This is a genomic window from Pseudomonas sp. JL27(2026), assembly GCF_056933555.1.
The window spans coordinates 2,452,071-2,478,289 of record NZ_CM167794.1 but is presented as its reverse complement, the minus strand read 5'-3'; the positions used below and the strand labels follow the sequence as shown (position 1 = coordinate 2,478,289).

The window sequence follows — 26,219 nt, the reverse complement described above, 5'->3', positions numbered from 1 at the left end:
TTCAAGGATGTTGCCGTGTTGATGCTGAAATTGTTGGTGGTTCCTGGTTTCTTGCTGCTGATTTCCCTGGCGGGCAAACGTTGGGGACCCAGTGTGGCGGGTTGGCTGGGGGGCTTCCCGGTGGTCGTGGGGCCGATCCTGTTTTTCCTCGCCCTCGAACAAGGCGTGGCATTTGCCGCCCAAGCGTCGACTGCTGCGCTGTCGGCACTGTTTGCAATGATCGCGTTCAGTATTGTCTACGCCCAGGCCGCGCAGCGCTTGCGTTGGCCCGCCGCCTTGGCTTTGGCGGTATTGGCATGGGCGTTCTGCGCGGCGCTGCTGTCGCTGGTCCCGACATCACTGGGGTTTTCCATCGCCGCGGCAACCACCGCACTGGTCGGTGCGCCGTACCTGTTCCCCAAGGTCCAACCACTCACTGTGCCGGTTGCGCCCCGATCCGACCGGTTGGCCTACCGCATGCTCGCGAGTGGTGTTCTGACCCTCGTCGTCACCCTGCTGGCCAGTTCCGTGGGCGAACGCTGGAGTGGGTTTCTGGCGGTGTTCCCGGTACTCGCCAGCGTGCTGGCGGTGTTCTCACACCAGAGCCACGGCCCGGCTTTCACCGCCACCCTGCTCCGGGCTATCGCCACCGGCTTGTATTCCTTTGCAGCGTTTTGTCTGGTATTGGCACTGGCGCTGCCGACGCTGGGACTACTGGCATTCCCGTTGGGGGTGGGGGTTTCGCTGGGAGTTTTGTTGCTGAGCAAAAAGTGGCTCGCGAGGCCTGAATCGTCATCGCTCAAGCCTCTTGAGTGCGCACCGAATCATACTGTGCGAGAGGGTGAGGTGCCTGAAACGAACTAACTGGATTTGGGCTTGGACGGTTTTACCGGTCCTTCCACGCGGCTGTCTGATTTCACCTCGTGCGCCGGCGTATTGTCGTAGAGCTCAATGAGCTTCAGTACCAGGCTATTTATGTCAGGGCTGGACAGACAGCTGATATCTCCAGCCTCGCTCAAGTTGACAATCAGGCCACCCGTGCTGGCGCCTTCCTGCACTGAGTACACGTCCTTGAGAAGTCCCAGATAAGACCGAAATTCAACACTATCTCCTCCAAGTGAGTGGTTTTCATCCTCAGTACTGTTTAACTTACTCATCAACAAGACAGGTGTTCCATCACAGTAACTAGTCATAAAATCTTTCATACAGATTGATTTTTGACTGTACGATGGCGTGACCAAGTAAGACTTGAATGAGATGTCCGCATCTATACCATTATTGTTACCCGTCCCCAGAAAATGGCAACGATAATGTACCTTGCCCAAATGCTTGTACTTGTCCTTCTTGAGAGCACCAGTCAGCCCAATCTGTTTTTTCTTTTCTTTAGGAGTAAATGGGGCTTGATCTTTTTTAAACTCAATCAATAAGTAACGACCATTCACGGAAGAAAAAAAGTCGCCCAGCATCGGATCTGCTGGAGTCTGCTGATAAAGGTTTATGGCAATACTGGTTTTCTTGTCAGCTTGCAGCCGCCTACGCTCCGATATCATCCCCAGCACAAAGATAAAGTATCCAATGTAAGTGTTCTCGTAGATTTTATGATCCGACATGTGCGACCCGCTCCCTGAAAAATAGTCACTGCGTTATTGATTTCACCCCGCCCGGGTGGGGTGACGCCGGCCTAGAGCGAAACCACTCGGTATTCCAGCGGCAATCCAAATTGAACATTCAGGTAGTTCAGGTAGATCTGGTCTTCAGGCGTCAACTGCGCCCGGCCCACGGCCACCAGTCGTGTGGGTGGTGACGCGTGTCCAGGCGTGTGGAAGGCGTATTCCAGCAATTGACCGATGGCTTGACGTAAAACCGTCCGTGGACGCAGGTCTGATTTGACCTCATAAAGCACATGTTCTGTCTCGGTAATGACCGTGACATCCACATGGTTACGTTCGAAGGTGACCACAGTGCCTGTGGGGAATTCGCTGCGCAGTTGCTCGGCAAGAATGGCCTGCATCCGATTGTGTTCCGGCGTGCACTCGCGGCCGGGTGTGCCCTGGCGAAAAAAGTTGTTCTGATTGGGGGCCGTATCCTGGCCCTTGCGACCGCGTTTCTCTGCCTGCTCCGGCGTACGTATGCCGGGTTTAAGGGAATACAACTGGTATCGGTTCCACTGCAAAACCGGGTCATCGCCTTCGGCGTAAGTCCCTTCGGCGAACCAACTGACGTTTTCGGGGCGAAAGCGCACATTGATCATGCCATCGACCCAGTCAGGATCGCCCAGTGCGGCGGTATCACCGTCTACGCCCAGGATCTCTGCCTTCATGATGTCCAGCCAGCCCTGCACTTCGAACCACTGGTGGATGTCATCGGACTGCACGCTATTCAAGCATTCCAGCTCATTGATTCTGGCCACATAACGACGACCGCCGCCCGGCTCCAGCGTATACAGCGTGACCTCAATGGGCTCATTGGCTTCAAGGAGCCTTTTTCGACTGTCGTTCACGCCCTGGAGGAAGCCATACTGCCAGCCATCAACTTGCCATTCTGTACGAAACAACCATTCTTCATGACCATATCCGTACCGGCCGTTGAACGAATCTTTACCCTCCTGGTTTTTCGCCTCCCCCATGGGATGCTTCCAGCCAGCAGAGTTGTAGCAAAGACGAGTGAGGTATTGCATTGGCGTACTGATTCCCTGTAACCCGTGAAAAGTGCCGTCATTTAGCCATCAATCATCGCCCATGTGAAAGGCCTCCCATCACGGCTGTTGATCTCCACCGTGTTGCTGATCGTGGTGGGACGCAGCCATGCCAGGCCTCTCCTGATCATTGCGGCGCTGCGGATTATCATGAGGGCAGTGATTGCGACGTCAGGCTGAAACGCAGTGGGGCCAGTACGCGTCACCACTGGAGTGATCCATGCTTGGCGTGGGATGATCGCCGCCACAGCCTGTATTCCCGGAGAATTTGCATGTCACTGTTCCGCCAAAAAGCCGTTGCCCTGTTGCTGACTGCGGTCGCCAGTTTCGGCACTGTGAACGCCTATGCGGCTACTAAAAGCACGGGGAACACCCCTCCCGCGCCAAAAGTCTCGGTGCTGACCGGCAAGTTCAGTTTTACTCTGCCCAAAGGGTTCATTGCCAACCCGCTGCCGGCCGGTGATGAAGCCAGCGGAACAGCTGGCGCCACAGGCACCATGTACACCAATCAAGCGACAAAAACCGTGGTGATCGTCGCTGAGAACACCATCCCCAATGGCTTGACGGTCAAGGACAACGACGCCTCGTTCCTCGACGGGTCTGTATCAGGTTTTGCCTCCCAGCAACGCCAGGCACTGCCTGACTTCAATAAACAGAGTGAGAAAAGCCTGACCATCAAAGGTCTTGGTCTGCGCCAAATCGACAGCACCGCCACACTAGGCGGTGGGCAGACTCTCAACACCAGCCTGTTGGCCGGCTCCGGTACCCGGATGGCGCTGATCCAGATTATTTCCCGCGCCGACGACAAGGCCGGGCATGGCGTACTGGTCCAACAGATTCTGGGCGGTAAGTAAGCAAAAACGGGAGCCGCAAAGCGACTCCCGTCTATTGATTGATCCGCAGCATCCAGGCGTTCAAGTCCTGCATTTCGGTCCCGCTGATGGTGTGGCCGATCCCCGGATAGGCATGAAACTCGGGCTTGAGTGAAAGCCCTTGCAAGAGGCTGTAGGCTTCGGTGCCATCGGTGTAGGGCAGTCGCGAATCCGCCGTGCCATGCCCGATGAAAATTGCCAACGACTCACGTTTTGGGTCTGTCTTGAGTTGCCCACTGAGCACCGGCAGTACTTTACCACTCAACGCTGCAATAGCACGCACAGCGTGAGGATGACTCAGGGCGACTTCATAAGACATGATTGCCCCCTGACTGAACCCGACCAAAATAACCTTGTCCGCTTGGGTGTGGTACTTCTTCGCCGCTTGAACCACGAAGTCCATAATCAGCTTCGTGCTTCTCAGCAGGTCATCGGTCTCACCATCGTAGGCACCTTCGCCTTTCTTGCGAAACCATTGGTAACTCCCGTCTTCCAGCGCCTGCGGTGCACGCACGGATAAAAAAGTGTACGTCGCGGGCAACGCATCCTTGATGTCGAACAGATCTTCTTCATTGCTGCCCGAGCCATGGAGGAAAATCACCAACGGCTGGTTGTGTGAAGCAGGCGTTGTTTGCTCCAGATACGGCAACGGCAGGTCCGTGTGCAAGGGTGTCTGGGCATGTACGGCAACAGATGCCATCAGCATCAACAACCCTAGAATTTTGTACATGGGGTTTCCTTCACGTTTACCGATGAGTACTGCAGAGTCTGGCGGGGGGAGAACCGGGTTACACCGCCTCCCCCCTTTGGAGTTCAATCGTTAATCAACTTCCCGGCTCGAATCGCTTCGCGCCCGGCGACCTTGGCTTGCCAGATCCCCGGTTGCGTGTAACGCCCGCGATCAAGGGCAAACAACACCCCGCTGGTTCCGGCACACACGGTACTGACCCGATCACTCAGCGGGTCAACCACCTCAAACAGCGCGTCGCCCTTCTCCACCCATTCCCCCGCCTCACGCAGGAAACTGACCACCCCATGATGTGGCGCAAAGAGGTACTGGGTACCCTCGAAGGGCATGCCTTCACAGCAATCACTCGGCGCTGACGGCCAGTCACCGTCGATAAACCCCTGCTCGGCGAGAAAGCCAAGAATGGCTTCGCAATTCGCCTGCGCCTGGACCACACGGGTGTCACCCATGCAGCCCAACTCCAGGGTTGTTGCCAGGTTAGCCGGAGGTATGGCCGCCTGCGGGAACGCTTTGGCCAAGCGTAACCACGGCGATGAGCAAGACTCATCGAAAGAGCTGCCACCTGAGTCTTCACACAGTAACGCGACACCCGCCTTCAGCCGTGCCGCCAGCGATTGCCATCGAGGCCAGTGCTGGGGCAAGGCATAGAGGTGAATGACGGCCTCAAAATCGCAGTGCAGATCGAGCGTGATATCAGCATCACAGGCATGACGCAGCAGCAGTCGGTGCAAGGCCTCAAGTGATGAGGCCGGCGCTGGCAATTGATCAAGGACCTGCCCCATGGTCTGGCGGATCAAAGCAATATTGGCCTGCGCATCGGTGCCCAGGCGCGGACCGACCAACTCACTCACCGGTCCGCTGAGTTCGTGGAATGCCCGGTTGAAATTTTTCCCGCTGCCCAGTTCGAAACGGCCCAGATGACTGCCTTGCAGGTGCTGGTCCAAGCCGATGGGGTTGGCCACGGGGACCAGTTCGATGACACCCTTTAATTGACCACGGCTTTCAAGTTCAGCAAGTCGCTTCTTCAACTCCCACGCAGTGCGCATGCCCGGCAGCTCGTCGGCGTGCAAGCTGGCCTGGACGTAGACCTTGCGAGAGCCTGCACCGAAACGAAATATGCTGAGGGTGCGTTCAGTGCCCAAGTGGCTCCAGGGCAGTGGATGATCAATACGTTGCATGGGCTCTCCTGGATCAGCAAAAGAACAGAGCGCGCAGAATACCTCTCGACCTACAGATCACGAAGGCCCATTTGCGCAGATCACTTTTTCGCAGGCAAAACAAAACCCCTACCTGCATACGCAAATAGGGGTTTCGGAATTTAATCTTGACGATGACCTACTCTCACATGGGGAAACCCCACACTACCATCGGCGATGCATCGTTTCACTGCTGAGTTCGGGATGGGATCAGGTGGTTCCAATGCTCTATGGTCGTCAAGAAATTCGGGTACTGAGTCGTGGCCAGTTGGCCTCGCTTCAGCAAATTGGGTATGTGGTAGGTTTCGGTGTTTTGTGCTGCCTTTTTAGGGGCTGTCGAACTTTCGGTTCATTTCGTCTTCACACACCGCAATCTGGTGCCTTTTCAGGTCAGCAAATTGCTTGGGTGTTATATGGTCAAGCCTCACGGGCAATTAGTATTGGTTAGCTCAACGCCTCACAGCGCTTACACACCCAACCTATCAACGTCGTAGTCTTCGACGGCCCTTCAGGGAACTCAAGGTTCCAGTGAGATCTCATCTTGAGGCTAGTTTCCCGCTTAGATGCTTTCAGCGGTTATCTATTCCGAACATAGCTACCCGGCAATGCCACTGGCGTGACAACCGGAACACCAGAGGTTCGTCCACTCCGGTCCTCTCGTACTAGGAGCAGCCCCTCTCAAATCTCAAACGTCCACGGCAGATAGGGACCGAACTGTCTCACGACGTTCTAAACCCAGCTCGCGTACCACTTTAAATGGCGAACAGCCATACCCTTGGGACCGGCTTCAGCCCCAGGATGTGATGAGCCGACATCGAGGTGCCAAACACCGCCGTCGATATGAACTCTTGGGCGGTATCAGCCTGTTATCCCCGGAGTACCTTTTATCCGTTGAGCGATGGCCCTTCCATACAGAACCACCGGATCACTAAGACCTACTTTCGTACCTGCTCGACGTGTCTGTCTCGCAGTCAAGCGCGCTTTTGCCTTTATACTCTACGACCGATTTCCGACCGGTCTGAGCGCACCTTCGTACTCCTCCGTTACTCTTTAGGAGGAGACCGCCCCAGTCAAACTACCCACCATACACTGTCCTCGATCCGGATAACGGACCTGAGTTAGAACCTCAAAGTTGCCAGGGTGGTATTTCAAGGTTGGCTCCACGCAGACTGGCGTCCACGCTTCAAAGCCTCCCACCTATCCTACACAAGCAAATTCAAAGTCCAGTGCAAAGCTATAGTAAAGGTTCACGGGGTCTTTCCGTCTAGCCGCGGATACACTGCATCTTCACAGCGATTTCAATTTCACTGAGTCTCGGGTGGAGACAGCGCCGCCATCGTTACGCCATTCGTGCAGGTCGGAACTTACCCGACAAGGAATTTCGCTACCTTAGGACCGTTATAGTTACGGCCGCCGTTTACCGGGGCTTCGATCAAGAGCTTCGCGCTAGCTAACCCCATCAATTAACCTTCCGGCACCGGGCAGGCGTCACACCCTATACGTCCACTTTCGTGTTTGCAGAGTGCTGTGTTTTTAATAAACAGTCGCAGCGGCCTGGTATCTTCGACCGGCATGAGCTTACGGAGCAAGTCCTTCACCCTCACCGGCGCACCTTCTCCCGAAGTTACGGTGCCATTTTGCCTAGTTCCTTCACCCGAGTTCTCTCAAGCGCCTTGGTATTCTCTACCCAACCACCTGTGTCGGTTTGGGGTACGGTTCCTGGTTACCTGAAGCTTAGAAGCTTTTCTTGGAAGCATGGCATCAACCACTTCGTGTTCTAAAAGAACACTCGTCATCAGCTCTCGGCCTTAGAATCCCGGATTTACCTAAGATTCCAGCCTACCACCTTAAACTTGGACAACCAACGCCAAGCTGGCCTAGCCTTCTCCGTCCCTCCATCGCAATAACCAGAAGTACAGGAATATTAACCTGTTTTCCATCGACTACGCTTTTCAGCCTCGCCTTAGGGACCGACTAACCCTGCGTCGATTAACGTTGCGCAGGAAACCTTGGTCTTTCGGCGTGGGTGTTTTTCACACCCATTGTCGTTACTCATGTCAGCATTCGCACTTCTGATACCTCCAGCAAGCTTCTCAACTCACCTTCACAGGCTTACAGAACGCTCCTCTACCGCATCACCTAAGTGATACCCGTAGCTTCGGTGTATGGTTTGAGCCCCGTTACATCTTCCGCGCAGGCCGACTCGACTAGTGAGCTATTACGCTTTCTTTAAAGGGTGGCTGCTTCTAAGCCAACCTCCTAGCTGTCTAAGCCTTCCCACATCGTTTCCCACTTAACCATAACTTTGGGACCTTAGCTGACGGTCTGGGTTGTTTCCCTTTTCACGACGGACGTTAGCACCCGCCGTGTGTCTCCCATGCTCGGCACTTGTAGGTATTCGGAGTTTGCATCGGTTTGGTAAGTCGGGATGACCCCCTAGCCGAAACAGTGCTCTACCCCCTACAGTGATACATGAGGCGCTACCTAAATAGCTTTCGAGGAGAACCAGCTATCTCCGAGCTTGATTAGCCTTTCACTCCGATCCACAGGTCATCCGCTAACTTTTCAACGGTAGTCGGTTCGGTCCTCCAGTTAGTGTTACCCAACCTTCAACCTGCCCATGGATAGATCGCCCGGTTTCGGGTCTATTCCCAGCGACTAGACGCCCTATTAAGACTCGCTTTCGCTACGCCTCCCCTATTCGGTTAAGCTCGCCACTGAAAATAAGTCGCTGACCCATTATACAAAAGGTACGCAGTCACCCAACAAAGTGGGCTCCCACTGCTTGTACGCATACGGTTTCAGGATCTATTTCACTCCCCTCTCCGGGGTTCTTTTCGCCTTTCCCTCACGGTACTAGTTCACTATCGGTCAGTCAGTAGTATTTAGCCTTGGAGGATGGTCCCCCCATATTCAGACAAAGTTTCTCGTGCTCCGTCCTACTCGATTTCATGACTAAGAGATTTTCGCGTACAGGGCTATCACCCACTATGGCCGTACTTTCCAGAACGTTCCGCTAATCTCAAAGCCACTTAAGGGCTAGTCCCCGTTCGCTCGCCACTACTAAGGGAATCTCGGTTGATTTCTTTTCCTCAGGGTACTTAGATGTTTCAGTTCCCCTGGTTCGCCTCTTACGCCTATGTATTCAGCGTAAGATAACCATCTTATGATGGCTGGGTTCCCCCATTCAGACATCTCCGGATCGCAGTCTGTTTGCCGACTCCCCGAAGCTTTTCGCAGGCTACCACGTCTTTCATCGCCTCTGACTGCCAAGGCATCCACCGTATGCGCTTCTTCACTTGACCATATAACCCCAAGCAATCTGGTTATACTGTGAAGACGACATTCGCCGAAAATTCGAATTTCTCAGTTAAGAGAACTCACAAATTTTACCTTAGCCTGATCCGTTACCAGTGAAAGTAACGTTCAGTCTATCTTTCTATCACATACCCAAATTTTTAAAGAACGATCTAATCAAAGACTAGAAATCAACATTTAGCCTTCGTCCGAAGGAAATGCTCATTTCTAAGCTTTAACGCAGAAACAGCAGTCAAACAGCAGTAAGTGGTGGAGCCAAACGGGATCGAACCGTTGACCTCCTGCGTGCAAGGCAGGCGCTCTCCCAGCTGAGCTATGGCCCCGTATTTCTACAGGCGTTTCCCACACAAAATTGGTGGGTCTGGGCAGATTCGAACTGCCGACCTCACCCTTATCAGGGGTGCGCTCTAACCAACTGAGCTACAGACCCAATTTCGAGCTACTCAGGCCGACCTCACCCTGCTCTTTACCACAAAGCATGGGGTACGTTCCAACCAACTGAGCCAACCTTATTCGGGCTGCTTCTATCGTCTTCTTCAATGAATCAAGCAATTCGTGTGGGAGCTTATGCAGCAGCTGATGTCGTCGATTAAGGAGGTGATCCAGCCGCAGGTTCCCCTACGGCTACCTTGTTACGACTTCACCCCAGTCATGAATCACACCGTGGTAACCGTCCTCCCGAAGGTTAGACTAGCTACTTCTGGTGCAACCCACTCCCATGGTGTGACGGGCGGTGTGTACAAGGCCCGGGAACGTATTCACCGCGACATTCTGATTCGCGATTACTAGCGATTCCGACTTCACGCAGTCGAGTTGCAGACTGCGATCCGGACTACGATCGGTTTTATGGGATTAGCTCCACCTCGCGGCTTGGCAACCCTCTGTACCGACCATTGTAGCACGTGTGTAGCCCAGGCCGTAAGGGCCATGATGACTTGACGTCATCCCCACCTTCCTCCGGTTTGTCACCGGCAGTCTCCTTAGAGTGCCCACCATGACGTGCTGGTAACTAAGGACAAGGGTTGCGCTCGTTACGGGACTTAACCCAACATCTCACGACACGAGCTGACGACAGCCATGCAGCACCTGTCTCAATGTTCCCGAAGGCACCAATCCATCTCTGGAAAGTTCATTGGATGTCAAGGCCTGGTAAGGTTCTTCGCGTTGCTTCGAATTAAACCACATGCTCCACCGCTTGTGCGGGCCCCCGTCAATTCATTTGAGTTTTAACCTTGCGGCCGTACTCCCCAGGCGGTCAACTTAATGCGTTAGCTGCGCCACTAAGAGCTCAAGGCTCCCAACGGCTAGTTGACATCGTTTACGGCGTGGACTACCAGGGTATCTAATCCTGTTTGCTCCCCACGCTTTCGCACCTCAGTGTCAGTATCAGTCCAGGTGGTCGCCTTCGCCACTGGTGTTCCTTCCTATATCTACGCATTTCACCGCTACACAGGAAATTCCACCACCCTCTACCATACTCTAGCTCGACAGTTTTGAATGCAGTTCCCAGGTTGAGCCCGGGGATTTCACATCCAACTTAACGAACCACCTACGCGCGCTTTACGCCCAGTAATTCCGATTAACGCTTGCACCCTCTGTATTACCGCGGCTGCTGGCACAGAGTTAGCCGGTGCTTATTCTGTCGGTAACGTCAAAACAATTACGTATTAGGTAACTGCCCTTCCTCCCAACTTAAAGTGCTTTACAATCCGAAGACCTTCTTCACACACGCGGCATGGCTGGATCAGGCTTTCGCCCATTGTCCAATATTCCCCACTGCTGCCTCCCGTAGGAGTCTGGACCGTGTCTCAGTTCCAGTGTGACTGATCATCCTCTCAGACCAGTTACGGATCGTCGCCTTGGTGAGCCATTACCTCACCAACTAGCTAATCCGACCTAGGCTCATCTGATAGCGCAAGGCCCGAAGGTCCCCTGCTTTCTCCCGTAGGACGTATGCGGTATTAGCGTCCGTTTCCGAGCGTTATCCCCCACTACCAGGCAGATTCCTAGGCATTACTCACCCGTCCGCCGCTCGCCACCAGGTACAAGTACCCGTGCTGCCGCTCGACTTGCATGTGTTAGGCCTGCCGCCAGCGTTCAATCTGAGCCATGATCAAACTCTTCAGTTCAAACATCTTTGGGTTTTTAAGAAACCCTAAACTTGGCTCAGCAATCGTTGGTTACATCTTTGATTTCTCGCGGAGCAACTTGTGATGCTGATAATCTTGTTGACTATCAGTCTGACTGCACAAGCACCCACACGAATTGCTTGATTCAGTTGTTAAAGAGCGGTTGGTTAAGATCTTTCGTCTCAACCGAGGCGCGCATTCTACAGCAGCCTCTGTTGCTGTCAAGCGGTTATTTTCAGAAGTTTTCGAAGAATTCCTCAACAACTTCAACCACTTGCGCTTCCGATCTCTCGTTAGCGGGAGGCGAATTCTACAGCGTTACTCGCTGCTGTCAACCCCTCTTTTTCTCCGCTTTCGACCGAGAAGATCGAACCGTTAAAAGCGCCATGCAACCCTGCTCTTTCAACTCCTTCCAGGCTTCGATGAACTGAAGCAACCTGCTGCCGAAAACTGCGTAACTCTTTGTTTACCAAGGAGTTTTCCGTTTCGACTGCGCCGGAAGTGGGTCAAATTATAGACTTCCAGAATCTGCCGTCAACTCCTAATTCAGTTTTTCTATCAGAAACCTTAAATGCCGACCAAATCACCCCTAGATAGAGCTGCGCGCTGACAGAATGAGCAGTATATTGCGCAACATACTGATCGCCGAAAGCAAACAGGCACAAAAAAGCGACCAGCGCGTCAGCGGTGGCCGCCTTCTATAGGCCTTCTATATAGAGAAGGTGAAATTACTCGCCGTAGACGTCGAACTTGAAGTACTTGTCCTGCACCTGCTTGTACTTGCCGTTAGCGCGAATTTCGTTGATGGCGGTATTGAATTTCTCGGCCAGTGCGGTATCGCCTTTACGCACGGCAATGCCCGCACCGCCGCCAAAGTACTTGGCATCTTCGTAGGTTGGGCCGACAAATGCGAAGCCCTTTCCTGCTTCGGTTTTCAGGAAACCATCGTCAAGGTTGACCGAGTCAGCCAGCATCGCGTCGAGGCGGCCAGAGACCATGTCCAGGTTAGCTTCCTGCTGGGAGCCGTAGCGCACGAGGGTGATACCTGCCGGTTGCAGCACTTCGGTGGCGAAGCGATCGTGGGTACTGGCGCGCAGTACACCGACTTTCTTGCCCTTGAGTTCGGTCAGCGGGTCTTTGACCTCGGTGCCTTCCTTCATCACAAAGCGTGCCGGTGTGTGGTAGTACTTGATAGTGAAGTCGACGTTCTTCTTGCGGTCGTCGGTGATCGTCATGGACGACAGGATCGCGTCGATTTTCTTGACCTTGAGTGCCGGGATCAGGCCGTCGAACTCTTGTTCGACCCAGGTACATTTGACTTTCATCTGTTCACACAGCGCGTCACCGATGTCCACGTCGAAACCGCTGAGTTTGCCTTCAGGCGTTTTGAACGAGAATGGCGGATAACCCGCCTCGATACCCAGGCGGATCGGCTTGGCGTCTTCAGCCACAGCGGACAGGGACAATACTGACAGTGCCAGAGCACCGAACATCACTAGCTTCTTCATTTATAACTCCTGCGTGCGGAGACTCTTATTGGCAGAATTCGATCAGCCGCTGTTCAGCAGACAGAAAATCGAAGTGGCCGGCAGTCTAGAGCGCTCCACCGCAAGCAAATTACGCTTATGCGACAAATAGTTATAAAAACAAGCAGCTGAATTCCACGTTGGCTGGAGCCACTCCAGCGCTGGCGATTGCTCGGTGTTTATTGCACATTGGACACCCTCCTTTATAAGGACAATGTCACGTCCGAAGCGTCCATGTCGTTAAACCTGATCCAACACCATCAAGCCGAAGGATCCGACGCTATTGCAGAGTGGGCCGCCACACGAGGCCTGACGCTAAAGTGTTTCGCGCCGATCTCGGTCAATTGCACCCTGTAAGTGCAGCGCCGGTATTCCTGTTGGGCGGGCCTTACGAATCCAATGCCGGTCCGCAGTGGCTGCCAGCAAGCCTTGCGTTTGCAGGTGGCCTTTCGCAACGTGGTGGGATTACCGCCGTCGGTCTATCGCGAGCGGTTTGGGCGCGAAACAATCGCGCCGGCGCCTTACTCGGACTCAGGCTTGCGTAATAGATAGGTGTCCATGATCCAGCCGTTGGCCAGTTGAGCCGCTTTGCGCACCCGTTCGATCTCATCGGCGACATCACCGAGTTTGCCGGCGATAAGGATCTCGTCCGGCGTGCCGAGGTAGGCGCCCCAGTAAATCTGCGTCTGCGGGTCCGCCACCTGGTGATAGGCATCCTGCGCATCGAGCATGACCACCAGGCTATCAGCCTCACTCACCTGCCCTGCCGCCAGCCGTCGACCGGTGGTGATTTCAACTGAACGGCCGATGCGATTGAGCGCCACTTTGTGCTGCGCGGCCAAGGCCTGGACGCTAGTGATGCCGGGAATCACCTCGAAATCGAACACGCAACGGCCTGAAGCGAGAATCGCCTGCAGAATCCGGATCGTACTGTCGTACAACGCCGGGTCGCCCCACACCAGGAAGCCGGCACATTGGTCGTCGGTCATTTCTTCATTGATCAACCGCTCGTAGGTCTGCTGCTTGCTCCGGTTCAGTTCTTCGACGCTGGCCTTGTAGTCAACATCGCCACGCTGGCGCTCCGGACACTGCGCCTCGACAAAGCGATAGGCTCGGTCGGTAATGTAGTGCTCGCAGATGTCACGTCGCAGGTCGATCAGTTTGTCCTTGGCCTGGCCCTTGTCCATCAGGAAGAACACGTCGACACGGTTCAGCGCCTTGACCGCCTGCATCGTGATGTAGTCCGGGTTACCGGCGCCTATGCCGATAATCAACAGTTTTTTCATGGGGTGATCCTTTCAAGGTCCGCGCCAACGTCTTGCACACGTAAGCGCCAACGGCCATTGAAGCGCAGTTCGACGGCCGACAACGGCTCGATGTCGATCAGGTTGAACGCCGCTGGCGCGCAGTGCATCACCTGCACCAGCGCTGCGCGAATGACGAACGGATGAGTGACCGCGACCACATGCCCCGCCGTGAGGGTCAAGGTTTGCAGCCAATCGGCGACGCGCTCACAGAGTTGCGTCACCGACTCGCCGCCGTGGGGCGCCGCATTCGGGTCTCCGAGCCAGCGCTCAAGCGCTTCGGGCTCGCTCTTTTGCAGGTCGCCAATGCGCTGACCGTGCCAGCGCCCGACATCATAATCAACAAGGGCCGGGACTACCTGTACCTGGGCGGCAAATAACCGGGCAGTTTGTCGCGTGCGCAACTCAGGTCCACACATTACCCGCACCGTACTCTTGAAATGAGCACCACGAGTCCCACGGGCGACTTCCCAGTCCATTTCCACCGGCTCATCCATAGGAAAACGCGCCAATTTTTGTGCGACGGTTCGCGCATGGCAGATTAAGGTCAAGCGGGTTACCTGCACAGGAAATTACTCTGGGTGGCGAAGGAAAAAGAGTACAGCGGATTGAACTGGAGGGACATTGTGTCGAAGGGGCCGTATTAATGGGCTATCCGGCCTATGAGCCGTCAGCGGCCAAAGAGCTGTCATCCAAACCAATCGGCAATGTCCTACACGCTTAAAGGTACTTACTTACATCACTTCCAGAAATAGCCGAACAACCAATCAGAGCGGGCCCTAAGTGCCGATTTAGAGCCTCGCAAAGGCTACAAAAATTCACTAGACATGTAGCGTACATTACATAAATACTGTTTTAACGGATTATGAAACGAAAACAACACAACCCCCTGTCAGGAGCTCGGATGCCCTCTCTCAGAGACCTGATTACTGAGCCCGGCCTCGACCTCACGCCGGCGGAACGCAAGGTTATACGCGCCTTGCTGGACCATTACCCGCGTAACGGGTTGGGCCCGATGTCCCGTCTGGCAGAACACGCCGGCGTCAGCGACCCCACCATCGTACGACTGGTGAAGAAGCTCGGTTTCGGCGGCTATGCCCAGTTCCAGGAAGCGTTGCTCAGTGACATGGATCATCGACTGCGCTCCCCCAGCACTCTGTTGCAACCACGCTCCCATATAAAAGGTGACACCTGGACCCAGTACCTGGAGAGCTGCGGGGGCGCCTTGCAGGAAACCCAGGCACTGACCCAGCCCGAAGACGTGCGCATCCTGATGCAGTGGCTGCTCGACGGTCGCCATCAAGTGCATTGCTTTGGCGGACGGTTCAGCAGTTTCCTCGCCCAGTACCTGCTCAATCACCTGCGGCTGTTCCGCTCCGGGTGTTTTGCCCTGGAAGACAACGCCCAATTACCAGACCGTTTGTTCGACGTGCAACGTCAGGACGTGGTGCTGGTATTCGACTACCGCCGCTATCAGTCCCAGGCACTCAGGGTCGCCAACGCCGCCAAGCAACGGCATGCCCGGGTCGTGCTGTTTACCGATATCTACGCGTCACCGCTGCGCGAACTCGCTGACCTGGTGATGACCGCTCCGGTGGAATCCATCTCGGCGTTCGACACCCTCGTTCCGGCATTGGCCCAGGTCGAGGCGCTGATTGCCTGTCTGGGGCTGAGTTGCCCCGAGCTTGCCGAGCGCCTGGAAGGCATCGATGCACTACGGGCCGAATTCACCACTCACCTGCTAGAGGAAAAATAAGGATGTTTATTCTCCCCCACCGCTCGCCCCGTGACCTGCCGTACGTCACCGACCACACGGCCCTGTTGCTGGTGGACATGCAGCGTGCCTGGCTGGACTCATCACTTGATGCCCACCACCGAGGCCCGGAGGCGGATTACTTCCTGACACGCGCACACCAGATGGTCATCCCCAACCAGCGCAAATTGCTGGATGCCATGCGCTCGGCACAGCAAAACGTTCTGCACACCGTCATCGAGAGCCTGACCGTGGATGGTCGTGACCGCTCGCTGGACCATAAGTTGTCGAACCTGAACGTGCCCAAGGGCAGCCCCGGCGCGATGATCGTCGAACCATTGGCAGCGCTGGAAAACGAGATCGTGCTGCCCAAGACCTCGTCGGGTGTCTTCAACTCGACCAACATCGACTACGTACTGCGCAACCTGCAAACCCGCCACTTGATCATTGCCGGCATCGTCACCGACCAATGCGTGGACATGGCCGTGCGCGACGCCGCCGACCGTGGCTACCTGGTGACGCTGGTGGAAGACGCGTGCGCGACCCACACCGAAGAACGCCACCACGCGTGCCTGAATGCGATCAAGGGTTACTGCTGGATCACCGACACCCAGACCGTCATCGGCCGTTTGCAGGAGATGCTGCCATGAGCCGCACGCCCGGCGTGGCACCGCTGACACCCGTGGACATGACCACGCTGGTGACCACCGACCTGGCCGGCGTCACACGTGGTCGCTCGTTTCCCACCGATGAGCTGCCACGCTACACCGCCACCGGGTGTGGCTGGGTGCCGGCCAACATCGTCCTGACGCCCCAAGACACCATCCCCAGCGAAAGCCCTTGGGGTGCGTATGGCGATCTGCGGCTGATTCCCGACATGAGTAGCCGCGTGACCGTCAGCAACGGCCCGGATGCCAACGCCCCGGCCATGGACTTCATCCACGCAGACATCTGCGAGACCGATGGCCGGCCATGGGCCGCATGCCCACGTACACTGTTGACTGACGAGATCCAGCGTTACCGCGACCAGCTCGGTTTACAGGTCAACGCTGCGTTCGAGCATGAATTCAAACTCAGCATGGCGACACCCCAACCTGCGCAACCCGCGTTGTCGCTGACCGCACAACGCCAGGGCGCCGAGTTCGGCGGCTGGCTGCTCAGCGCCTTGCGCGCCGCCGGTGCCGAGCCGGAAATGTTCCTGCCGGAATTCGGTAAAAACCAATACGAAATCACCTGTCGCCCGGCCCTTGGCGTCGCGGCGGCCGACCGTGCGGTAAACCTGCGCGAAATCACCCGCGAGATCGCCCGGCAAATGGGCATGTCGCTGACCTTCGCCCCGAAAACCGAAGAACACGGCGTGGGCAATGGCGTGCACTTGCACATGAGCCTGCAAGACCTTGCGGGCAACCCACAGCTGTATGACGAAAACAGCCGTAATGGCCTGTCGATGCTCGGCGAAAACTGGGCGGCCGGTATCGTGCATTACTTGCCGGCGCTGTGCGCGTTGACCGCGCCGACGCCCGTTTCCTATCTGCGCCTGGGACCTCATCACTGGAGTGCGTCGTACGCATGCCTCGGGCATCGCAACCGCGAAGCCGCGCTGCGCATCTGCCCGACCGTGAGCATGGGAGAGAAGTCCCAGGCGCAGCAATTCAACCTGGAATTCCGCGCCCTGGACGCCACTGCGTCGCCGCATTTGGCGATGGCCGCGATCCTGATTGCCGGACGCCTGGGCATCGAACAGTGCATGCCACTCACGGCCATGACCGACAAAGTACCGGACGACCTCAGCGCCGAGGAGCGTGAAACCCTGGGGATCAACGTCCTGCCCGCTTCACTGCCGCAAGCACTGGCCATGCTGCGTCACAGCAAGGCGCTGTTCGACGCGCTGCCCAAGCCTCTGACCGATTCATATTTTGCGTTAAAGAAGGAAGAACTCACGTTGACGGATCAGCTCTCACCCGCCCAACTCTGTGAGCACTATGCACGCCTGTACTGAGTCTGCCGAGCTTGGTTTGTTTACCAAGCCGGCCTATCGCTTGAACCTGGAAGCGTCCGAGCACCCGTTGATTCTGGTGTGCGAGCACGCCAGCCGCTACATTCCTGCGCCCCTGAATAACCTGGGGCTGAGCAGTGACGCCGCACGCGAGCACATTGCCTGGGACATCGGCGCCCTGGCGTTGGCCGAAGCCTTGTCCGAAGCACTGGGCGCGACCCTGATTTCGGCCAATTATTCGCGGTTGCTGATTGACCTCAACCGACCACTGCACGCCCACTCCAGCATCCCCGTGCAAAGTGAGATTTATCAGGTACCGGGCAACCAGGTCTTGGACGAAGCGACCCGTCAGTACCGCCGGGAACAGTTGTTCAACCCGTTCCACCAGCGCCTGGCACAACTGATCGAGTCACGTCAGGCACAAGGCCGAACGGTCCGTGTGGTGGGCATTCACAGCTTCACCCCGATTTACTATGGCCAGCCTCGAACGGTCGAAGCCGGCGTGCTGTACGCCCGCGCGCAATCCTATGCCCAGCGGCTGATCGACGGCTTGAGCCAACATGAACTGATCGTGGCCGGCAATCAGCCCTACACCATTGACCCGCTGTCCGACATGACCGTGCCGGTACACGGCGATGCGCGCGGCCTGGATTCGGTGCTGATCGAAGTCCGCAACGATTTGCTGCGCACGCCGGAAGCGGTGCAGCGCTGGGCCGACTATCTGGCCCCCCTGCTGTAACAAGGAAAGGTAAACGCTGTCGTTTGTAGTAACGGTAAAACAACTATAAAAAAGCCGCAGTGAGTCACTGACCCACTGCCCCAGCCACGACACCCTTGCCCGGTGCGTGGCTGATGCACTCGCCGTATTGGCCCACAAGGAGAAATGCTTCATGGACGTTGAAGACTTTGGCTACAAGCAAGAGCTCAAACGCAGTCTGACGCTCAAGGATCTGGTGGTGTACGGGATGATCTTCATGATCCCGATTGCGCCCTTCGGGATCTTTGGCTACGTCAATTCGGAAGCGCCAGGCATGGTGCCGCTGGCGTACATCATCGGCATGATCGCGATGATTTTCACCGCCGTCAGTTACGGCAGCATGGCGCGGGCATTCCCGGTGGCCGGCTCGGTCTACTCCTACGCACAACGCGGCCTCAACCCGCACGTCGGCTTCATTGCCGGCTGGTTGATGCTGCTTGATTACCTGCTGATTCCACCGCTGCTCTATGTGTACGCAGCCATGGCGCTCAATCACCTGTACCCGGAGATTCCCAAGGTCGGGTTCATCCTGGCATTCCTGGTCGGTGCGACCTTCATCAACCTGCGCGGCATCAGCTTCACGGCCCGGATGAACCTCGTGTTCCTGTTCGCCCAACTGGCGGTGCTGGGGATCTTCCTGTTCTACGCCTGGAACGCCTTGCACGGTGGGGCCGGCCATGGCGAACTGACCCTCAAGCCGCTTTACAACCCACAAACCTTTGACTTCAGCCTGCTGATGCAAGCTGTCTCGATTGCCGTGCTGTCGTTCCTGGGGTTCGATGCCATTTCCACCCTCGCCGAAGAAATCAAAGGTGACCCGGGCCGCAGTGTCGGCAAGGCTGCGCTGATCACCCTCGGCGTGATGGGCGTGATTTTCGTGGTGCAAACCTGGATCGCCACCGACCTGGCAGCCGGCATGGGCTTCAAGTCCGCCGACACCGCGTTTTATGAAATTGCCGAAGTCGCTGGCGGCAGCTGGTTGGCGACACTGACCGCCGTGGCCACTGCATTGGCCTGGGGCATCGCGGTGGCCGTGACTGCGCAAAGCGCTGTGTCCCGCCTGCTGTTCGGCATGGCCCGCGACGGCAAATTGCCCAAAGCACTGGCCAAGGTTCACCCCAAGTACAACACCCCGCACATTGCGCTGTACCTGGTGGCGGTGCTGTCACTGTTGATCTGCTACCTGTTCATCAACTCGGTCGACACCCTGACCTCGCTGGTCAATTTTGGTGCCTTGAGCGGCTTCGTCCTGTTGCACCTCACGGTGGTCAACTACTACTGGCGCCGGCAGAAGTCAGGCCAGGTCATCCGCCACCTGATCTTCCCGGCAGTGGGCCTGATCATCACCCTGGCGATCATGTACAACATGGGCGTGGATGCGCAGAAACTCGGCTTCCTGTGGATTGCAATCGGTCTGGTGTATCTGTTTTTCCTCAACCGCCACAGCGCCAGCAACGCCTTGCCCGATCCGTCCAACAGTTGAACACAAAGACTCGGGCGGGCGCTGAGAGGGTTCGACCGCCCGCCGCTACAACGCTGCAATCGACCGTGATCGTCAGGCCCGGCAACCCACCCTACGGTGACGGCACCGGGCCCTTTGAAACAGGAGTGCACCCATGCTGGCTTTGCGTCCAGTTCAGTTAACCGACTTGCCCCAGTTGCAGCAACTTGCGCGCGACAGCCTCGTGGGCGTCACCTCCCTGCCAGACGATACCGAGCAACTGCGCGAAAAAATTCTCGCGTCCTGCGCCTCATTCGACAACGAGGCGCAGAGCAATGGGCAGGAAAACTACTTCTTCGTCCTTGAGGACCTCGCCGCACAGCGCTTGCGTGGCTGCTCGGAAATCCTCGCGACCGCCGGTTTCTCCGAACCCTTCTACAGCCTGCGCAACCGGATGTTCACCAGCACCTCCCGTGAACTGAACATCCAGCACGGCGTGCCGGCGCTGTCGTTGTGTCACGACCTCAGCGGCCACACCTTGCTGCGCGGTTTTCATGTGGACACGGCACTGGTCGGCTCGGCGCATGCCCAAATGCTTTCACGGGCCCGGCTGTTGTTCATTGCCGCCCACCCCAAACGGTTTGCCGACGCGGTGATCACCGAAATCGTCGGCTACAGCGACGAGCACGGCCAGTCGCCCTTCTGGGACGCCCTGGGCAAGCACTTCTTCGACCTGCCCTATGTCGAGGCCGAGCGCCTGTGCGGTTTGCAGAGCCGGACCTTTCTCGCCGAGTTGATGCCGCACTATCCGATTTACGTGCCCATGCTGCCGCAGAGCGCCCAGGACTGTATCGGCAAGGTCCATCCCGATGGCCAGGAAGCCTTCGACATCCTTGAACGTGAAGGCTTCGAGACCAACAGCTACGTCGATCTGTTCGACGCCGGCCCGACGCTCTATGCCCGCACCTCGAGCATTCGTTCCGTCGCCCACAGCCAGACCGCAGTCGCTCGACTGTCGGCCACCCGCACGAGCGGCAGCCCGTATCTGGTGAGCAACGACTTGCTGCCGGGCTATCGCGCGATCGTTGCTGAACTGGCCTGGCTGCCCGGCCAACCGGTGCCGCTCGATGCGCAGATGCTTGAAGCCTTGCACGTCAAGGATGGCGGCCAGGTCCGGCTGATTGCCCTATGAATCAGCCCCTGCACCGCACCGAACCACAGCGCCCGGACGGGCGCGATGAAGGAGCTGCATGATGATCGTACGTCCGGTTCGCGTGACCGATATCCCGGCCTTGATGGCACTGGCACAACGGGCGGGGCCGGGGCTTACCACCCTGCCGGCCAACGAAGAGCGCCTGGGCCATCGGGTGCGCTGGGCCCAGCGCACTTTCGCCGAACAGGTCGAGCGGGCCGATGCGGATTACCTGTTCGTGCTCGAGGACGACGATCAGCAAGTCATCGGCATCAGTGCCCTGACGGGGGCTGTCGGCCTGCGTGAGCCCTGGTACAACTATCGCCTGGGCATGACCATCAGTTCATCGCCCGACCTGGGTATCCAGCGACAGATTCCGACGCTGTTCCTCAACAACGAAATGACCGGCCAATCGGAGATCTGCTCGCTGTTCCTGCGCCCCGACCAACGCGTGGGTCATAACGGCCGCTTGTTGTCGCTGGGACGGTTGCTGTTCGTGGCCGAATTCCCGCACCTGTTCGGCAAAAAACTCATCGCCGAACTGCGCGGACGCGCCGATGAACATGGCTGCTCGCCGTTCTGGGACAGTGTGGGCCGGCATTTCTTCAAGATGGATTTCAGCCAGGCCGATCATCTCTCGGGCCTGGGCAACAAGCCGTTCATTGCCGAATTGATGCCACGCCAGCCGCTCTACACCTGCCTGCTCACCGAACAGGCGCAGGCCGTGATCGGCAAGGCTCACAGCAACACCGAACCTGCGATGAAGATCCTCAACGCGGAGGGGTTTTCCCATGAGGGCTACATCGACATCTTTGACGGTGGCCCGGTGATCGAAGCCCAGGTTTCGAACGTGCGCACCGTGCGTGACAGCCGGACGCTGACGCTGGCCGTCGGCATGCCTGACGACGAAGCACCGATGTGGTTGATCCACAACCGGCGCCTGGAGAACTGCCGAATCACCGTGGCTCAAGCGCGGCTGGTCGGCGGGCATCTGCTGGTGGACCGCCTGACCGCCAAACGCCTGCAACTGCAACCCGGCAATTCAGTGCGCGCCGTCCCCTTGCTCAAACAGCAGCAACACGCCGCTGCGGCCTAGTCAGTGAGCGTGAAGGCATCATCCGGCGGCACGTGGCAACCATTGGCCAGGCGGTTGGTTTCGTTGGCCATCCCCACCACGGCCTGCCATTCGCCGAACAGGTCGCCCGTCAGCCCCTCCTTGCGCGCCACCGCACGCACATCGGCGCAGTATTGGGTGAGGATGCTCCTTGATTTGAAGGGAGCGAGTGAATACAGGCACCGCTCATCGGCCTGCCGAAGTTGACGAACGGTCATGCGAGTGTTCAGATGCCGCCCAGTTTCAGGTGCCTCATGCCGCCGTGCATGAGGTGAAACGGGAAACCGGTGCGCCCCTCAAGGGTCAGTCCGGTGCTGCCCCCGCAACGGTAAGCGAGTGACGCGTTCGATACACCACTGGGCCCAGGCCCGGGAAGGTGAACGTGTCCAGCCTCGCAAGCCCGGAGACCGGCCTGGAATTTCTGTTTGGCAAACCTGCGGTGGGCGGGCATGGGCCGGTATTGGCGCGTGTCCGGTACTTTCTCCTGCGTGCTTCTGCGAAGATTTTTTTCGAGAAGACCAACAATGACTCAGATTCAATCCCTTTACGCTCAGGACACTCGTCCTGCGCTGTTCGGCGCCTGTAGCGCCCTGCTCGGCTGCCTGTTCAGCCCGGCACTGCTGGCCGGTGAAACGGCCCTGACCCTCGACCAGCAAAGGGTCAGCGCACCCTCGGTGGAATCCACCACGGTCGCCGACATGGCGCGCTTTGGCAGCAAGGTCGAAATCATCAATCGCGAGCAGATCGAACGCGCCGGCCCCAGCGCCGACATCAGCCGCGTGTTGCAGATGTCCGTCCCCGGCCTGTACGTCGCGCCGAAAAATGGCCCCTTCGACTACGGCACGTACTCGCTGCTGGGCGGGCGCAACGACGACACCTTGATTTTGCTCGACGGTGTGCGCCTGAACAATCGCCTGTACGGCGGTCTCTACCTCGACACCCTGCCGGCCAACGCCATCGAGCGCATCGAAGTGCTCAAGGGTGGACAAAGCCTGTTGTTCGGCACCCAGGCCGTCGCCGGGGTGATCAACATCGTCACCCGTAGCGCCCAGACTCGTGAAGCATCCGGTGAAGTGAACCTGGGCCTGGACAGTTTCATGGGCCGCAGCGGCGACGCTCGCGCCGAAAATATTTTCAGCAACGGTTTCGGCGACCTCGGTTTGCTGGCGTACGTCAGCCACAACGTTTCCGACGGCTATCAGCCGTACCGCAGCAAAGACATGAGCAGCACCGTCAGCGACAAAAAGCGCTCCTACGAAGTCACCACCCTCGGCGCCAAGGCGACCCAGGCCTTCGGTGAGGATTCGCGGCTGGAACTGTTCTACCAATACGCCGACGCCAACCTGGATTTCGCCCGCCCCACCCACAACAAAAAGACCACCAATGACCGGGTGCAGCAGATCGCCACCGCGACCTTCGAACAGCGCCTGAGCGAACAACTGAGCTACTTCATCAAGGGCCACGTCAACGATTGGGACACCCGCTACACCCGCATCAACAACCTGCCCGGTGGCGGCACTCGCGTGGTGAACGACAACGATTACTGGGGTTTCACCGACTGGGGCGTGCAAGCCGAAGGCAAGGCGCAATTGCCGGGCGGCCATGTGCTGGTGTTCGGCTCGGACAACCAATGGTTCAAGGGCCAGGACGATGTGCTGGTGATCGACAACAACAAAGCCCAGGCCCACGCCCTGTACACCCAACTGCGGCCGGTGATCGACGCCCTGCCCGACTGGCACCCGAGCATCGGCGTGCGTCACGAAAGCATGAGTGGCGGCGACAGCGCGACCGTGGGCATGCTCACCTCGTTGTATGACCTGACTGACCACTGGCAACTGCGCGGCCAGTTCGGCACCGCTTACAAACTGCCAAACGCCGAGCAACTGTTCGTCAACGAGCCGGGGGATGAGATGGGTAACCGCAACCTCAAACCCGAGAAAAGCCGCAACGCCGAGCTGGGCCTGGACTATCAGGGCACACTGCTGGACCGCGAATTCAGCGCGAGCGTCACCGGGTTCAGGCGCGACATCACCGACCTGATCACCCTTGACGGCGCGCAGTGGACCAACGGTGAAGGCGAGATCAACGTCCGGGGCGTCGAGGCCGATGCCAAATGGCAGCTCGACGACCGCTGGAACCTCTCGGCGGACATGACCCGCAACCTTGTCGAATCACGTAATGGCGTGACCCTCAGCAACATCCCGAGTTTCTTCGCCCGCTCGCGCCTGGGGTTTGAGTCGGACGACCGGAGGTGGGGCGCCGGCGGTGCGATTCGCTACATCCGCAACGTGGTCAGCTCGCGGGACATCGATTACGGCCATTACTCGGTGGTCGACGCCGATGCCTATCGCTACCTCGATAACGCTCACCAGCATCGCGTGAGCCTGCTGGTGGAAAACCTGTTCGACCGTGACTACGCCACCAGCATGACCACCGGCAGCCCTCAGGTAGAAAACCTCGGACGGCCCTTCACCAGCGAAGTCCGTTACACGTACCGGTTTTGAGGGGGAAATCCGACATGCACAGCGATTATCAAGACGTCCTGTTCGTCGGCCCCGGGCTGGCCAGCGGGGCCACGGGCGAAGCCTTCCGTCGTGATCTTCAAGCGCTGCACACTGACGCAGGCAGCACACAGGTCATTGACACCCTCGACGGTTTCGAAGACCTGTGGCGCGCACTGCGCCAACCGGGGGCGGGCAATCGCCTGGTGGTCGACCTTGAACCGACCTCGGACGGCGCCTACCTGGACTGGCTACGCGATGAACTTGGGCGCATCGCCCGGGAACACCCGCAAGCGCCGCGCTTCTGGGTCACCGGATCGGCACTCGGGCGCCGGGGGCTGGATGCCCGTGCGGCATGGGCCAGTATCGGGCAGACCGAGCGCCATTTGCCGTGCGACAACGTCAGCGCGGTGCCGAGCGATCCGGGCTGGTCGACAATCCCTGATCACGCCCGCCAGGTGTTCCTCTGCACCGGCCCGCGTTGTGTGCGCCGGGGAGCGTTGCCTTTATGGAAAACCTTGCGCCGCGCGCTGCTCAAGCATGACCTGATCGAAACGCCCGGCGGTGTGTTGCTGACCCGCACCGCGTGCCAGTTCCCCTGCAACCTGGGGCCGGTGCTGACCGTGCATCCGGATGGCTGCTGGTATCGGGTGTGTCATGCTGACGACGTAGAGCATCTGGTGGACGTGCATTTACTCGGCGGCAATGTGGCCGACACCTTGCTGATCCACCCACCGAGCGGAAGCAAACCGGATGCGTAACGCCCTGCTGATGTGCCTGCTGCTCGGCAGTGCGCTGCCGGTCATGGCCCAGACCTACGACAACTGCGGGCAACCCTGGACGCTCGACCACCTCCCCCTGCGCATCATCGCGCTCAATCAACACAGCGCCGACACCTTGCTGGCCCTGGGTGCCGGCCCGGCGCTGATCGGCGTCGCCTATATCGACGATGACGGCCAGGCCATCGAACACGGCACCTATCGCGGCATTCCGGTGATATCCCGGCTCTACCCTTCGGCCGAAGTGCTTTACACCCAGCACGCCGACTTGCTGGTCGGTGGCTTCGCCTCGGCATTTCGCCAACACATGAGCTCGCGCCCGGTGCTGGCAGACAACGGCATCGCCAGTTACTTGCTGGAGTCGGCTTGCGAAGGGCATTCGCTGGATTATTTCGGGCATATCCGCCGCGACCTGCACACCCTCGGTGCCCTGGTGCAACGGCCGGATCAGGCGCGAACACTGAGCGCAGCACTGGACGCCGACCTGGCCCGCGCCGCGGCATTACGCAGCACCGAAAAACCCTTGTCGGTGTTCTACCTCGACAGCGAAGTGAACGGTCTGGACAGCGAAGGCAGACGCGGATTCGTGAGCGCCCTGCTGGAGGCCGCTGGAGCACGCAATACCTTCGCCGATGTCGATGTCGCGCGCCTGGTGGTCAGCAGCGAAACCCTGCTCAAACACGACCCCGATGTGATCCTACTGGCCGATGCGGTGTGGTCCCCTGCCAGCCGCAAGCGCTACCTGCTCAAGCATGATCCGGCGTTGTCGCAACTGCGGGCAGTGAAGGCGAACCGGATCATCGACATTCCGTTCGCCCATCTGGTGCCGACCCCCACCAGTGGCCAGGTGGTGCTGGAGCTGGCGAGAAAACTCACTGCCTTGAACTGACCAACCCAATCAATGAAGGCAAAGACAAGG

20 protein-coding genes, 2 tRNA genes, 3 rRNA genes, 1 pseudogene and 1 riboswitch are annotated in these 26,219 nt (G+C 57.8%); of the genes and pseudogenes, 13 read left to right on the top strand and 13 right to left on the bottom strand.

The genetic code is table 11. The features are described 5' to 3' along the window. Nucleotides 1–15: 15 nt before the first annotated feature. Nucleotides 16–843, top strand: a complete 828-nt coding sequence (locus AC1Z1G_RS11295; protein WP_483626991.1) for a hypothetical protein — start codon at nt 16–18, stop codon at nt 841–843. On the opposite strand, the gene AC1Z1G_RS11290 is transcribed toward AC1Z1G_RS11295, so the two are convergent. Both AC1Z1G_RS11290 and AC1Z1G_RS11285 read right to left on the bottom strand, forming a co-directional pair. Beyond that, nucleotides 840–1,589, bottom strand: coding sequence for a hypothetical protein (locus AC1Z1G_RS11290; protein WP_483626990.1), 750 nt, complete (start codon nt 1,587–1,589; stop codon nt 840–842). The genes AC1Z1G_RS11295 and AC1Z1G_RS11290 overlap by 4 nt on opposite strands. A gap of 71 nt (nt 1,590–1,660) precedes the next feature. Further along, nucleotides 1,661–2,656, bottom strand: a complete 996-nt coding sequence (locus tag AC1Z1G_RS11285) for a hypothetical protein (RefSeq protein ID WP_483626989.1) — start codon at nt 2,654–2,656, stop codon at nt 1,661–1,663. Nucleotides 2,657–2,946: 290 nt separating this feature from the next. On the opposite strand from AC1Z1G_RS11285, the gene AC1Z1G_RS11280 reads away from it, so the two are divergent. Next, nucleotides 2,947–3,528, top strand: coding sequence for a DcrB/PsbP domain-containing protein (locus AC1Z1G_RS11280; RefSeq protein WP_483626988.1), 582 nt, complete (start codon nt 2,947–2,949; stop codon nt 3,526–3,528). A gap of 31 nt (nt 3,529–3,559) precedes the next feature. Here AC1Z1G_RS11280 and AC1Z1G_RS11275 read toward each other — a convergent pair whose 3' ends face one another. The 8 genes from AC1Z1G_RS11275 to AC1Z1G_RS11240 form a co-directional block, all read right to left on the bottom strand. Further along, complete coding sequence (locus AC1Z1G_RS11275; RefSeq protein ID WP_483626987.1) at nt 3,560–4,276, bottom strand: alpha/beta hydrolase; 717 nt, start codon at nt 4,274–4,276, stop codon at nt 3,560–3,562. Between the two features lie 83 nt (nt 4,277–4,359). Beyond that, a complete protein-coding gene (locus AC1Z1G_RS11270) occupies nt 4,360–5,472 on the bottom strand; it encodes a succinylglutamate desuccinylase/aspartoacylase family protein (RefSeq protein WP_483626986.1) in 1,113 nt (370 codons plus the stop codon). Between the two features lie 144 nt (nt 5,473–5,616). Next, a 5S ribosomal RNA gene (gene rrf / locus AC1Z1G_RS11265) occupies nt 5,617–5,732 on the bottom strand. A 171-nt stretch (nt 5,733–5,903) separates the two neighbouring features. Beyond that, nucleotides 5,904–8,795, bottom strand: a 23S ribosomal RNA gene (locus AC1Z1G_RS11260). Between the two features lie 260 nt (nt 8,796–9,055). Beyond that, a tRNA-Ala gene (locus tag AC1Z1G_RS11255) sits at nt 9,056–9,131 on the bottom strand. 30 nt (nt 9,132–9,161) lie between these two features. Beyond that, nucleotides 9,162–9,238 (bottom strand) — tRNA-Ile (locus tag AC1Z1G_RS11250). Nucleotides 9,239–9,398: 160 nt separating this feature from the next. Continuing rightward, nucleotides 9,399–10,937 (bottom strand): 16S ribosomal RNA (locus AC1Z1G_RS11245). The 16S, 23S and 5S rRNA genes sit together here with 2 tRNA genes alongside, the layout of an rRNA operon. Before the next feature lie 728 nt (nt 10,938–11,665). Then, on the bottom strand, nt 11,666–12,445 hold the full coding sequence (locus AC1Z1G_RS11240) for an ABC transporter substrate-binding protein (protein WP_347905456.1): 780 nt from the start codon (nt 12,443–12,445) through the stop codon (nt 11,666–11,668). 252 nt (nt 12,446–12,697) lie between these two features. Here AC1Z1G_RS11240 and AC1Z1G_RS11235 point away from each other — a divergent pair. Further along, nucleotides 12,698–12,889: pseudogene (locus AC1Z1G_RS11235) on the top strand (GMP synthase); the annotation flags it as partial. 95 nt (nt 12,890–12,984) lie between these two features. Here the strand turns inward: AC1Z1G_RS11235 and cobF are convergent. Both cobF and AC1Z1G_RS11225 read right to left on the bottom strand, forming a co-directional pair. Continuing rightward, on the bottom strand, nt 12,985–13,749 hold the full coding sequence (gene cobF, locus AC1Z1G_RS11230; RefSeq protein WP_483626985.1) for a precorrin-6A synthase (deacetylating): 765 nt from the start codon (nt 13,747–13,749) through the stop codon (nt 12,985–12,987). Continuing rightward, nucleotides 13,746–14,333 carry a histidine phosphatase family protein gene (locus tag AC1Z1G_RS11225; protein ID WP_483626984.1) on the bottom strand — a complete coding sequence of 196 codons (588 nt, stop codon included), beginning with the start codon at nt 14,331–14,333 and terminating at the stop codon, nt 13,746–13,748. Before AC1Z1G_RS11225 ends, cobF begins: the two co-directional genes overlap by 4 nt. Before the next feature lie 338 nt (nt 14,334–14,671). Here AC1Z1G_RS11225 and AC1Z1G_RS11220 point away from each other — a divergent pair, with 338 nt between their 5' ends. The 7 genes from AC1Z1G_RS11220 to astA all read left to right on the top strand — a co-directional run bounded on the left by AC1Z1G_RS11220 (nt 14,672) and on the right by astA (nt 22,002). Beyond that, entirely contained in the window at nt 14,672–15,523 is an 852-nt protein-coding gene (locus tag AC1Z1G_RS11220) for a MurR/RpiR family transcriptional regulator (RefSeq protein ID WP_347905450.1), read from the top strand. 2 nt (nt 15,524–15,525) lie between these two features. Continuing rightward, nucleotides 15,526–16,170, top strand: coding sequence for a cysteine hydrolase family protein (locus AC1Z1G_RS11215; RefSeq protein WP_483626983.1), 645 nt, complete (start codon nt 15,526–15,528; stop codon nt 16,168–16,170). Continuing rightward, complete coding sequence (locus AC1Z1G_RS11210) at nt 16,167–17,519, top strand: type I glutamate--ammonia ligase (protein ID WP_483626982.1); 1,353 nt, start codon at nt 16,167–16,169, stop codon at nt 17,517–17,519. The genes AC1Z1G_RS11215 and AC1Z1G_RS11210 overlap by 4 nt, the downstream gene beginning before the upstream one ends. Continuing rightward, on the top strand, nt 17,503–18,255 hold the full coding sequence (locus AC1Z1G_RS11205) for an N-formylglutamate amidohydrolase (RefSeq protein ID WP_483626981.1): 753 nt from the start codon (nt 17,503–17,505) through the stop codon (nt 18,253–18,255). Before AC1Z1G_RS11210 ends, AC1Z1G_RS11205 begins: the two co-directional genes overlap by 17 nt. Nucleotides 18,256–18,406: 151 nt before the next feature. Further along, entirely contained in the window at nt 18,407–19,756 is a 1,350-nt protein-coding gene (locus AC1Z1G_RS11200; RefSeq protein WP_483626980.1) for an APC family permease, read from the top strand. Between the two features lie 133 nt (nt 19,757–19,889). Continuing rightward, nucleotides 19,890–20,906, top strand: coding sequence for an arginine N-succinyltransferase (locus AC1Z1G_RS11195; RefSeq protein WP_483626979.1), 1,017 nt, complete (start codon nt 19,890–19,892; stop codon nt 20,904–20,906). Between the two features lie 61 nt (nt 20,907–20,967). Continuing rightward, a complete protein-coding gene (gene astA, locus AC1Z1G_RS11190) occupies nt 20,968–22,002 on the top strand; it encodes an arginine N-succinyltransferase (protein ID WP_483627806.1) in 1,035 nt (344 codons plus the stop codon). On the opposite strand, the gene AC1Z1G_RS11185 is transcribed toward astA, so the two are convergent. After that, nucleotides 21,999–22,238, bottom strand: a complete 240-nt coding sequence (locus tag AC1Z1G_RS11185) for a hypothetical protein (RefSeq protein ID WP_483626978.1) — start codon at nt 22,236–22,238, stop codon at nt 21,999–22,001. The genes astA and AC1Z1G_RS11185 overlap by 4 nt on opposite strands. 10 nt (nt 22,239–22,248) lie before the next feature. Next, nucleotides 22,249–22,450, top strand: a riboswitch (cobalamin riboswitch). Between the two features lie 94 nt (nt 22,451–22,544). Here AC1Z1G_RS11185 and AC1Z1G_RS11180 point away from each other — a divergent pair. The 3 genes from AC1Z1G_RS11180 to AC1Z1G_RS11170 are packed head-to-tail and all read left to right on the top strand — an operon-like array spanning nt 22,545 to nt 26,189. Then, nucleotides 22,545–24,524 (top strand): TonB-dependent receptor plug domain-containing protein, encoded by a 1,980-nt coding sequence (locus tag AC1Z1G_RS11180; protein ID WP_483626977.1) that lies wholly within the window; start codon nt 22,545–22,547, stop codon nt 24,522–24,524. A 14-nt stretch (nt 24,525–24,538) separates the two neighbouring features. Continuing rightward, nucleotides 24,539–25,282 (top strand): (2Fe-2S) ferredoxin domain-containing protein, encoded by a 744-nt coding sequence (locus AC1Z1G_RS11175; protein ID WP_483626976.1) that lies wholly within the window; start codon nt 24,539–24,541, stop codon nt 25,280–25,282. Next, entirely contained in the window at nt 25,275–26,189 is a 915-nt protein-coding gene (locus tag AC1Z1G_RS11170; protein WP_483626975.1) for an ABC transporter substrate-binding protein, read from the top strand. The genes AC1Z1G_RS11175 and AC1Z1G_RS11170 overlap by 8 nt, the downstream gene beginning before the upstream one ends. Nucleotides 26,190–26,219: the final 30 nt, after the last annotated feature.

What these genes read in the sequence shown, in the direction of transcription:
- AC1Z1G_RS11290 (WP_483626990.1), bottom strand. Translation starts at nt 1,589, where the DNA reads ATGTCGGATCATAAAATCTACGAGAACACTTACATTGGATACTTTATC.
- AC1Z1G_RS11285 (WP_483626989.1), bottom strand. Translation starts at nt 2,656, where the DNA reads ATGCAATACCTCACTCGTCTTTGCTACAACTCTGCTGGCTGGAAGCAT.
- AC1Z1G_RS11280 (WP_483626988.1), top strand. Translation starts at nt 2,947, where the DNA reads ATGTCACTGTTCCGCCAAAAAGCCGTTGCCCTGTTGCTGACTGCGGTC.
- AC1Z1G_RS11275 (WP_483626987.1), bottom strand. Translation starts at nt 4,276, where the DNA reads ATGTACAAAATTCTAGGGTTGTTGATGCTGATGGCATCTGTTGCCGTA.
- AC1Z1G_RS11270 (WP_483626986.1), bottom strand. Translation starts at nt 5,472, where the DNA reads ATGCAACGTATTGATCATCCACTGCCCTGGAGCCACTTGGGCACTGAA.
- AC1Z1G_RS11240 (WP_347905456.1), bottom strand. Translation starts at nt 12,445, where the DNA reads ATGAAGAAGCTAGTGATGTTCGGTGCTCTGGCACTGTCAGTATTGTCC.
- cobF (WP_483626985.1), bottom strand. Translation starts at nt 13,749, where the DNA reads ATGAAAAAACTGTTGATTATCGGCATAGGCGCCGGTAACCCGGACTAC.
- AC1Z1G_RS11220 (WP_347905450.1), top strand. Translation starts at nt 14,672, where the DNA reads ATGCCCTCTCTCAGAGACCTGATTACTGAGCCCGGCCTCGACCTCACG.
- AC1Z1G_RS11215 (WP_483626983.1), top strand. Translation starts at nt 15,526, where the DNA reads ATGTTTATTCTCCCCCACCGCTCGCCCCGTGACCTGCCGTACGTCACC.
- AC1Z1G_RS11210 (WP_483626982.1), top strand. Translation starts at nt 16,167, where the DNA reads ATGAGCCGCACGCCCGGCGTGGCACCGCTGACACCCGTGGACATGACC.
- AC1Z1G_RS11205 (WP_483626981.1), top strand. Translation starts at nt 17,503, where the DNA reads ATGCACGCCTGTACTGAGTCTGCCGAGCTTGGTTTGTTTACCAAGCCG.
- AC1Z1G_RS11200 (WP_483626980.1), top strand. Translation starts at nt 18,407, where the DNA reads ATGGACGTTGAAGACTTTGGCTACAAGCAAGAGCTCAAACGCAGTCTG.
- AC1Z1G_RS11195 (WP_483626979.1), top strand. Translation starts at nt 19,890, where the DNA reads ATGCTGGCTTTGCGTCCAGTTCAGTTAACCGACTTGCCCCAGTTGCAG.
- astA (WP_483627806.1), top strand. Translation starts at nt 20,968, where the DNA reads ATGATCGTACGTCCGGTTCGCGTGACCGATATCCCGGCCTTGATGGCA.
- AC1Z1G_RS11185 (WP_483626978.1), bottom strand. Translation starts at nt 22,238, where the DNA reads ATGACCGTTCGTCAACTTCGGCAGGCCGATGAGCGGTGCCTGTATTCA.
- AC1Z1G_RS11180 (WP_483626977.1), top strand. Translation starts at nt 22,545, where the DNA reads ATGACTCAGATTCAATCCCTTTACGCTCAGGACACTCGTCCTGCGCTG.
- AC1Z1G_RS11175 (WP_483626976.1), top strand. Translation starts at nt 24,539, where the DNA reads ATGCACAGCGATTATCAAGACGTCCTGTTCGTCGGCCCCGGGCTGGCC.
- AC1Z1G_RS11170 (WP_483626975.1), top strand. Translation starts at nt 25,275, where the DNA reads ATGCGTAACGCCCTGCTGATGTGCCTGCTGCTCGGCAGTGCGCTGCCG.